General features: G+C 74.3%; 11 protein-coding genes and 1 pseudogene. 6 read left to right on the top strand and 6 right to left on the bottom strand.

Translation table 11 applies throughout. The features are described from left to right. Window positions 1-73 precede the first annotated feature (73 nt). Both MHY85_RS18760 and MHY85_RS18765 read left to right on the top strand, forming a co-directional pair. Window positions 74-742 carry a TetR/AcrR family transcriptional regulator gene (locus MHY85_RS18760; protein ID WP_239199423.1) on the top strand — a complete coding sequence of 223 codons (669 nt, stop codon included), beginning with the start codon at window positions 74-76 and terminating at the stop codon, window positions 740-742. 96 nt (window positions 743-838) lie between these two features. After that, window positions 839-1,678: a class II glutamine amidotransferase gene (locus MHY85_RS18765; RefSeq protein WP_239199426.1), complete on the top strand. Its 840-nt coding sequence runs from the start codon at window positions 839-841 to the stop codon at window positions 1,676-1,678. Between the two features lie 3 nt (window positions 1,679-1,681). On the opposite strand, the gene MHY85_RS18770 is transcribed toward MHY85_RS18765, so the two are convergent. Genes MHY85_RS18770 through MHY85_RS18785 form a run of 4 tightly spaced genes read right to left on the bottom strand, consistent with a single transcriptional unit; the run spans window position 1,682 to window position 3,996 of the window. After that, window positions 1,682-2,458, bottom strand: coding sequence for an ABC transporter permease (locus tag MHY85_RS18770; RefSeq protein WP_239199429.1), 777 nt, complete (start codon window positions 2,456-2,458; stop codon window positions 1,682-1,684). Next, complete coding sequence (locus tag MHY85_RS18775; protein ID WP_239199432.1) at window positions 2,455-3,255, bottom strand: ABC transporter ATP-binding protein; 801 nt, start codon at window positions 3,253-3,255, stop codon at window positions 2,455-2,457. Before MHY85_RS18775 ends, MHY85_RS18770 begins: the two co-directional genes overlap by 4 nt. Next, complete coding sequence (locus MHY85_RS18780; RefSeq protein WP_239199435.1) at window positions 3,252-3,617, bottom strand: DUF1048 domain-containing protein; 366 nt, start codon at window positions 3,615-3,617, stop codon at window positions 3,252-3,254. The genes MHY85_RS18775 and MHY85_RS18780 overlap by 4 nt, the downstream gene beginning before the upstream one ends. Before the next feature lies 1 nt (window position 3,618). Further along, the gene (locus MHY85_RS18785; protein WP_239199438.1) at window positions 3,619-3,996 is read right to left on the bottom strand and encodes a PadR family transcriptional regulator; all 378 of its coding nucleotides are present in this window, start codon (window positions 3,994-3,996) and stop codon (window positions 3,619-3,621) included. Between the two features lie 163 nt (window positions 3,997-4,159). On the opposite strand from MHY85_RS18785, the gene MHY85_RS18790 reads away from it, so the two are divergent. Continuing rightward, window positions 4,160-5,029 carry an AraC family transcriptional regulator gene (locus MHY85_RS18790; RefSeq protein ID WP_239199441.1) on the top strand — a complete coding sequence of 290 codons (870 nt, stop codon included), beginning with the start codon at window positions 4,160-4,162 and terminating at the stop codon, window positions 5,027-5,029. Between the two features lie 21 nt (window positions 5,030-5,050). Here MHY85_RS18790 and MHY85_RS18795 read toward each other — a convergent pair whose 3' ends face one another. Both MHY85_RS18795 and MHY85_RS18800 read right to left on the bottom strand, forming a co-directional pair. Further along, window positions 5,051-6,610, bottom strand: a complete 1,560-nt coding sequence (locus MHY85_RS18795) for an SDR family oxidoreductase (RefSeq protein ID WP_239199444.1) — start codon at window positions 6,608-6,610, stop codon at window positions 5,051-5,053. 96 nt (window positions 6,611-6,706) lie between these two features. Beyond that, a complete protein-coding gene (locus MHY85_RS18800) occupies window positions 6,707-7,105 on the bottom strand; it encodes an HNH endonuclease (RefSeq protein WP_239199447.1) in 399 nt (132 codons plus the stop codon). Between the two features lie 101 nt (window positions 7,106-7,206). Here MHY85_RS18800 and MHY85_RS22070 point away from each other — a divergent pair. The 3 genes and pseudogenes from MHY85_RS22070 to MHY85_RS18820 all read left to right on the top strand — a co-directional run. Then, a pseudogene (locus tag MHY85_RS22070) lies at window positions 7,207-7,404 on the top strand (cold-shock protein); the annotation flags it as partial. Window positions 7,405-7,440: 36 nt separating this feature from the next. Next, window positions 7,441-8,160, top strand: coding sequence for a cold-shock protein (locus MHY85_RS21670; RefSeq protein ID WP_374234095.1), 720 nt, complete (start codon window positions 7,441-7,443; stop codon window positions 8,158-8,160). Window positions 8,161-8,221: 61 nt separating this feature from the next. Next, window positions 8,222-8,693 (top strand): GNAT family N-acetyltransferase (locus MHY85_RS18820; RefSeq protein ID WP_239199450.1); only part of this gene is annotated, 472 nt, incomplete at its 3' end.

An 8,693-nucleotide genomic window follows, 5' to 3' on the forward strand; every position in this document is an offset into this window, starting at 1 on the left:
GGTGCCAGGGGTGGCGGGGGTTGTGGGAGTGGCGCTACGGGAAGGTTTGTGTAGTGCTGCTACCGTTACCCGGGTGACCAGCAGCGACACCGCGATTCCGCGGGACGGGCGCGCCGCCCGGGCCGCCGCCTCCCGGGCGCGGATCGCGGAGGCCGCCACCCGGTTGTTCCTCGGCGACGGGTACGGCCCGACGACGATCACCGCCGTCGGCCGGGCGGCGGGGCTCGGGGTGCAGACCGTCTACTACTCCTACCCGTCCAAGTCCGACATCCTCGTCGGCTGCCTCGACCACGCCGTCGACGGGGCCGACCGCCGGGACGCCGCGCCCGACCTCGCCGACCAGCCGTGGGTGCGTGCTGTCGTCGCCGAGCCGGACCCCGCCCGGCGGGTCTTCCTGCACGCCCGCGGCGCCGCCGAGCTGCTCGGCCGGGCCGCCGCGGTGCAGGACCTGGTGCGGGCGCACGCCGTCGGCGACCCGGTGCTGCACGCGGCGTGGGAGCGGGACGAGGCGCGGCGACGGGCGGTGCACCGGCTGCTCGTCGAGGCGTGCGACCGGGACGGGGTGCTCCGGCCCGGGCTCGACGTCGAGCGGGCGACCGACGTGGTGGCGCTCGTGCTCGGGCCCGAGACGTGGAACGCGCTCGTGCGGCGGGGCGGGTGGAGCGCCCTCGCGTGGGCGCGGTGGGCGCACCGGACGCTCCTGGCCGACCTCGTGCCGTCGCGCTGGGACCCCGAGGCGTAGGCGGACCGCACTCACGGGGCCGTCCTGCGAGGCCCCGGTGCACAGTGGCCACGAAGGGCCGGCGACGACGCGGGCCCACCCACTCGGGAGGCCGCCATGTGCCGATGGCTCGCGTACACGGGATCGCCGGTGACGCTGGACGAGCTGCTGTACAAGCCGGAGAACTCGCTCGTGATGCAGAGCCGGCACAGCCGGCTGGGCGTCGAGCCGATGAACGGCGACGGGTTCGGCGTCGGCTGGTACGACGACCACTCGCCGATCCCCGGGCTGTTCCGCAGCATCGAGCCGGCGTGGAGCGACCGGAACCTGCGCGAGCTGTCGCAGCACATCCGGTCCGGCATGGTCATCGCGCACATCCGCGCCACCACCGGGACCGCCGTGCAGCAGACCAACTGCCACCCGTTCCGGCACGGGCAGTGGCTGTTCGCGCACAACGGCGTGATCAACGGGTTCAGCACCCTCAAGCGCGACCTGCGCATGGCCGTGGACCCGACGCTCTACCCGCTGATCGAGGGCTCCACGGACTCGGAGACCCTGTTCTACCTGGCGCTGACGTTCGGGCTGACCGACGACCCGCCGGCCGCCGTCGCCGCGGCGGTGGGGCTGATCGAGGACGTGGCGCTGCGGCACGGCGTCGCGTTCCCGGTGCAGGGGACGTTCGCGACGACCGACGGGCAGCGCCTGTGGACGTTCCGGTACTCCTCCGAGGGCCGGTCGCGGTCGCTGTTCCGGAACCGGGACGTCGCCGTGCTGCGCGCGCAGTACCCGGACAACCCGGTCCTGCACGGGCTGTCCGACGACACCCGGATCGTCGTCTCGGAGCCGCTCGGCGATCTCAAGGGCGCCTGGCTCGAGGTCCCGGAGAGCACCTGCCTGGTCGTCGAGGACGGGCGCGAGGAGCTGGTGCCCTTCGCGCCCGTCCTGACCACCGCCTGACCCTCACCCCACCTTGCGCCGGTAGGCACGGACCGCCAGCGCGTACGCCAGCCCGAGGATCCCGACGAGCCACGCCAGCGCCACCCACAGGTCGGCCCCGACCGGCTCCCCGGCGAACAGCGCGCGGATCGAGTCCACCACGGCGGTGACCGGCTGGTGCTCGGCGAACCAGGCGACCGCCGTCGGCATCGAGTCCGTCGGGACGAACGCCGAGCTGATGAAGGGCAGGAAGATGAGCGGGTAGGAGAACGCGCTCGCCCCGTCGACGGTCTTCGCGGACAGCCCCGCGAGGACGGCGATCCAGGTCAGCGTCAGCGTGAACAGCACCAGGATCCCGGTGACCGCCAGCCACGCGAGGACGGACGCCCCCGTGCGGAACCCCATCAGCAGCGCGATGCCGACGACCAGCACCACGGACGTCAGGTTCGCCGCCATCGACGTCAGCACGTGCGCCCACAGGACGCTCGGCCGCGCGATCGGCATGGACTGGAACCGCTCGACGATCCCGCCCTGGAGGTCCAGGAACAGCCGGTACGCGGTGTACGCGACGCCCGACGCGATGGTGATGAGCAGGATGCCGGGCAGCAGGTAGTCGACGTACGACGCGGTGGACCCGCCGTGGATCGCGCCGCCGAACACGTAGACGAACAGGAGCATGAGGGCGACCGGTGTGACGGCGGTCGTGATGATGGTGTCGGGGCTGCGCAGGATGTGCCGCAGCGACCGGTCGGTGAGGGCGACGGTGTCGCCGACGACGTGGGCGGTGGCGGTGGCGCTCATCGCGGGTCCTTCCCGGCCGGCTGGTCGCCGGCACCGACGAGGGCGAGGAAGACGTCCTCGAGCGTGGGCTGCTTCTCGACGTACTCGACCCGCGCGGGCGGGAGCAGCTGCTTGAGCTCGGCGAGCGTGCCGTCCTGGATGATCGTCCCCTCGTGCAGGATGGCGATCCGGTCGGCGAGGCGCTCCGCCTCGTCCAGGTACTGCGTGGTGAGCAGGACGGTGGTACCGCCGGTGGCCAGCTCCTCGACGGTCCGCCACACCTCGTTGCGGGCCTGCGGGTCGAGCCCCGTGGTCGGCTCGTCGAGGAAGATCACCGGCGGGTCGCCGATCAGGCTCATGGCGATGTCCAGCCGGCGCCGCATGCCGCCGGAGTAGGTGGACGCCCGGCGCCCGCCCGCCTCGGTGAGCGCGAACCGGTCGAGCAGCCGGTCCGCCACCGCGCCCGGGTCGGGCAGGTGCCGGAGCCGGGCGACGAGCCGGAGGTTCTCCCGCCCGGTGAGCATCCCGTCGACGGCCGCGAACTGGCCGGTGAGGCTGATCGACTCCCGGACGTCGGCGGCCTGGCTCACGACGTCGAACCCGTGGACCGTCGCCGTGCCCGCGTCGGGCTTGAGCAGCGTCGACAGGATGCGGACGAGCGTCGTCTTGCCCGCGCCGTTGGAGCCGAGCAGGGCGACGATCGTCCCGGGGGCGACCTCGAGGTCGACGCCGCGCAGCACGCGCAGGTCGCCGAACGACTTCTCGACGCCGTGGACGGCGACGACCGGCCCGGGGGTGCCGGCGGCCCCGGCGGTCACCGGACGTCCCCTTCGGCCTCGTCGATCGCCTGCGTCAGGCGGGCGCGCTCCTTGTCGATCCACCGGTCGCCGATGTACGCCTGGGCGAACGTCTCGGCGAACTCGACCGGGTCGTCGCCCACGACGTCGCGCACCGGGGTCCCGTCGGTCGCCGCGCGCTCCCACAGGTCCGCGAGGTCGGTGAACATCGTGACCATCGTGTCGCCGTCCGTGACGCCGCCGGAGTACATGAGGTACCGGTGGGTGGCCTTCGCGGCGGCGCGGTACGGCTCCGGCAGCGCCTTGATCCGCGCCATGTCCTGCCGGTACTGCTTCTTCTGCTCGAGCGAGCCCGTCAGGGCCTCGATCCACTTCGCGACCATGTCAGTCGTCCCCTTCGATGCTGTCGGTGGTGCCGTGGGTGGTGCCGGAGTCGGTGCCGGCGGTGCGGAGGTGCTCGATCCGCCCCGCGAGGAACGCCCAGGTGGCCCAGAACTCGTCGAGCTGGGCGCGGCCCGCGGCGTTGAGCGTGTAGACCTTGCGCGGCGGGCCCTTCTCGGACGGCACCTTGGTGACGTCGACGAACCCGCGCTGCTCGATCCGGACCAGGAGCGCGTACACGGTGCCCTCCGCGAGATCGGCGAACCCCTCGTCGCGGAGCTGCGTGGTGATCTCGTAGCCGTACGCCGGGCGGGACGAGAGGATCGCGAGCACGATCCCCTCGAGCGTGCCCTTGAGCATCTCGGTCATCTGGCTGGCCATCGGAGGCCTCCTGTACTCGGTGTCGCTGACTACCGGTACAACGTAACGCTAGGTACCGGTACTTGGCAACACTGAATACCGGGAGATCCTGACCGGATCGGGCCAGGATGATCGGGTCGCGCGGCCCGGCGGCCCGCCAGGGTGGAGCACGGAAGGGAGCACCGTGATCGCCTCGCTCAACCGGCTCGTCGACCTCGTGGAGGACCACCTCGACGAGGACCTCGACGTCGCCCGCCTCGCCGCCGCCCTCGGCACCACCGAGTACCACCTGCGGCGCCTGTTCTCCTCGCTGGCCGGGATGCCGCTGTCGGAGTACGTGCGCCGCCGGCGGATGACGGTCGCGGCCGCGGAGGTCGTCGACGGCCGCGGTGACCTGCTCGGGATCGGCGTGCGGTACGGCTACGGGTCGGCCGAGGCCTTCGGCCGGGCGTTCCGCGCGGTGCACGGCGTCAGCCCGGGCCGGGCCCGGCGCGACGGCGGCCCCCTCCGGACCCAACCCCGCCTCAGGTTCCGCCTGACCGTCGAAGGAGCAGCACCCATGGACGTCCGACTCGTCACCCGGCCCGGCTTCCGCCTCGCGGGCCACGCCGCCCGCGTCCCGCTCGTGCACGAGGGGGTCAACCCCGCGATCCAGCAGCACGTCGCCTCGCTCCCGCCCGAGGAGCACGCGCGCCTGAAGGCGCTGGGCGACGCCGAGCCGGCCGGCCTGCTCGCCGTCAGCGCCGACCTCGACCCCGACCGGCGCGAGGGCTCGGAGCTCACCTACCTGCACGGCGTCGCCGTCTCGGACGAGGTGGAGGTCCCCGGCGACCTCGACGTCCTGCCGGTGACCCCCGGGTCGTGGGCGGTCTTCCGCGCCGCCGGGCCCTACCCGGAGACGCTGCAGTCCGTGTGGGCCGCGACGGCGACCGAGTGGTTCCCGTCGAACCCGTGGCGGCTGCGGCCGGGCCCGGAGGTCGTGGCGGTCCTCGACCGCGCCGACGACTTCAGCACCGCGACCGTCGAGCTCTGGCTGCCGGTCGAGCCCGCCTGACCTGCCGGCGGCGCGCCGCGGTCACCACTGGGAGCGCGCGTAGTCCTTGAGGAAGCAGCCGTACAGGTCCTCGCCGGCCTCGCCGCGCACGACGGGGTCGTAGACCCGCGCGGCGCCGTCGACCAGGTCGAGGGGGGCGTGGAAGCCCTCCTCGGCCAGGCGGACCTTGGTCGGGTGCGGGCGCTCGTCGGTGATCCACCCGGTGTCGACGGCCGTCATGAGGATGCCGTCGGCGACCATCTCGCCGGCGCTGGTCCGGGTCAGCATGTTGAGCGCGGCCTTGCTCATGTTCGTGTGCGGGTGGCCCGGGCCCTTGTACCCGCGGGCGAACACGCCCTCCATCGCCGACACGTTGACGATGTAGGTGCGCCGGGCGGGCGACGCGGCCAGGGCGGGCCGCAGCCGGCTGATCAGGATGAACGGCGCCGTCTGGTTGCAGAGCTGGACCTCGAGCAGCTCCATCGGGTCGACGTCCTCGACCGTCGCGACCCAGGAGTTCGTCTCGGCGACGTCCGGGATCAGCCCGCCGGCGTCGATCGACGTCCCGGCGACCAGCCGCTCCAGGCTCGCGGCCTCGGCCGTGAGCGACTGCGCGGTCAGCTCGTCCGCGGCGGCGCGCGCGGCCCGCTCGATCGCCAGCGCGGGGCTGGTCAGCTCGCTGACCGACCCGGCGAGCGCGCGCGGGTGCGCGTCGCTGGTGCGGCCGAAGGTCGTGATCATGCGCGCGTCCTCGGCCGCCAGCGGGGCGTCCTCGGCCTCGGCGATCCGCGCGTACGCCCCCGGCGACCGGCGGACGGTCTGGGCGGCGTTGTTGATGAGGATGTCGAGCGGCCCCTGCGCGGCGACGTGGTCGGCGAGCGACACCACCTGCGCCGGGTCGCGCAGGTCGATCCCCACGACGTGCAGCCGGTCGATCCACTCGGCGGAGTCGTCCATCGCCCGGAACCGGCGGACCGCGTCCTGCGGGAACCGCGTCGTGATGGTCAGGTCGGCGCCGTCGCGGAGCAGCCGCAGCGCGATGTACATGCCGATCTTGGCGCGGCCGCCGGTGAGCAGCGCGCGGCGGCCCGTGAGGTCGGTGCGGGCGTCGCGCTTGGCGTGGTGCAGCGCCGCGCAGTCCGGGCACAGCTGGTGGTAGAACGCGTCGACGACCGTGTAGTCCTGCTTGCAGACGTAGCAGGGGCGCGCGCGGAGGAGCGTCCCCGCGATCGCGCCGGTCGCCGACGACGTGATCGGGATGCCGGCCGTCTCGTCGTCGATGCGACCCGGGCTGCCGGTCGCGGTCGCGGCGACGACGGCGGCGTCGGCCTCGGCGATGAGCCGGCGCTTCTCGCCGCGGCGGTGCTTCTTGGCGGCCTTGAACATCGCGGACGCGGCGCGGCGGGCGGCGGCGTGCTGCGGGTGCGTCTGCGGCAGGGCGGCGACCTGGTCGGCGACGCGCAGGAAGGTGGCGAACGCGGCGGGGTCGACGCCCGGGGGCACGTCGGCCGCCGGGTCGAGGTCCGTGCCGGTCGCGAGGTCGCGGTCCTCGTCGCCGAGCTCGTCCGGGTGCTGCGCGGGCGTGGTCGTCTGCGCGCTCATGCGCCGTCCGTCCTGGGTGGGGAGAAGGGCGCCGCGGTCGCGCGGGGCCCGGAGGATCCTACGGCGCGGACCCGCGGGAGCCCACGGTGCGTCTGGTCACACCGGGCCGCCCGGCGCGGCCGGCTCCGCGGGGCGCAGGTCGCGCAGGATCGTCGCGTGCCGGACGAGGAACGCCCGCTCGTCGAGCTTCTTGCGCCGGAGCCAGCCGGTGACCTCGTCGTTGTGCTTGCTCGCGTTGCAGGACGCGCACGCCGGCACGACGTTCTCGAGCGTGTAGCGGCCGCCGCGGGAGATCGGCAGGACGCAGTCGCGCTGGAGCGCCGGCCCGGGGGCCCCGCAGTACGCGCACGCGCCGCCCCACGCGGCGACGAGGTCCGCCCAGTCGGTCGCGGTCAGGTCGTTGTCGGCGAGCGCGACCCGGCGCCGCCGGCGCTTCGCGTAGCGCGCGCGGGTCGACGGCGACGCCCCGGACGAGACCTTGCGACGGCGGACCACGCCGCGACGCTACCGCCCCGCCACCCCGGGCGGTTCGTCCCGCGCGGGCGACGGGGGGACACTGGGGGCAGCATCCGCCGTCACCACCGAGGAGTACCACCGTGCCGCAGGGAACCGTCCGCTGGTTCGACACCGAGCGAGGGTTCGGCTTCATCGCGCTCGGCGACGACGCCGAGGACCTGTTCGTCCACGCGTCCGAGATCGTCGGCCAGGACGGCCCGGCGTCGCTCCGCGAGGGCCAGGCCGTCGAGTTCGAGATCGGCGAGAGCGACCGCGGCCCCCAGGCCCGCGGGGTCCGGGTCACCGGTGACGTCGGTGCCGACACCGCCCAGGGCGTGCTCGGCACGGTCAACTGGTACGAGCCGGCCAAGGGCTACGGCTTCCTCACGCCCGGCGACGGCCGGGGCGAGATCTTCGTGCACAGCTCGGCGATCGTCGGCGGCGGCGTCCTCACCGACGGCCAGCCGGTCGCGTTCCTGGTCGTCGAGGGGGAGAAGGGCCCGCAGGCCGACCACGTCCTCCCGCTGTCCGCTGCCTCCGTGGCGGGCGCCGGCCAGCCGGCTGCGCGGGACGACGGCGCCGACGGCACCGTGACCTGGTACGACGCGGGCAAGGGCTTCGGCTTCATCACGCCGGACTCCGGTGACCAGGACGTGTTCGTGCACGCCCGGTCGCTCTCCGGGGACATCGGCGAGCTGGTCGAGGGCGACCGGGTGAGCTACCGGGCCTCCGAGGGCGAGAAGGGCCTCCAGGCCCAGGGCGTCCGGCTGGTCGGCGGTGGGTCGCGAGGTGGCCGCGGCGGGTCGGACCGCCGCGACGCCGGCCGGGGCCCGGCGCCGTCCCGCGCCCCGCAGCGCGGCGGCCAGGGCGTCGTCGCGCGCTACGACGCGGACCGGGGCTTCGGCTTCATCACGCCCGACGACGGCGGCCCGGACCTGTTCGTGCACGTCTCGGTCCTCCAGCGCGAGGAGGCGCTCTTCGAGGGCGACCGCGTCCGGTACCAGGTCCGCCAGAGCGACCGCGGCCCGCAGGCGGACCGCGTCGAGCTGATCTGACCGACGACGGCCGGCCCGGGGCACCGCCGCCCCGGCCGGCCGGTCCGGCATGCTGGCGGCCGTGGACACGTACCTGCGCACCGAGCGCGTGACGCTGAGGCCGTTCGGCCCGGCCGACGCCGGCCTGCTCGTCGAGCTCGACAGCGACCCCGCGGTGATGCGCTACCTCTCCGGTGGCGAGCCGACCGCGCCGGAGCTGGTCCGCGAGCGCGACCTCCCGAGCGTCCTCGCCGGCTACGACCGGTGGGCCGGCAGGTTCGGCCTGTTCGCCGCGTACGAGACGGCGGGCGGGGCGTTCCTCGGGTGGTTCTGCCTGCGCCCCGAGCGCGACGGCCCGCTGGACGAGGTCGAGCTCGGCTACCGGCTGCGCCGCGCGGCCTGGGGTCGGGGCTACGCGACGGAGGTGTCGTCCGCCCTGCTCGCCAAGGCGTTCACCGACCTCGACGTGCGCGTCGTCTGGGGCGCGACGATGGCGCTGAACCGCCCGTCGCAGCGCGTCATGGAGAAGGCAGGGATGACGGTGGCGCAGACGC

It is taken from the genome of Cellulomonas sp. ACRRI, from assembly GCF_022346185.1.
Classification (GTDB): domain Bacteria; phylum Actinomycetota; class Actinomycetes; order Actinomycetales; family Cellulomonadaceae; genus Cellulomonas.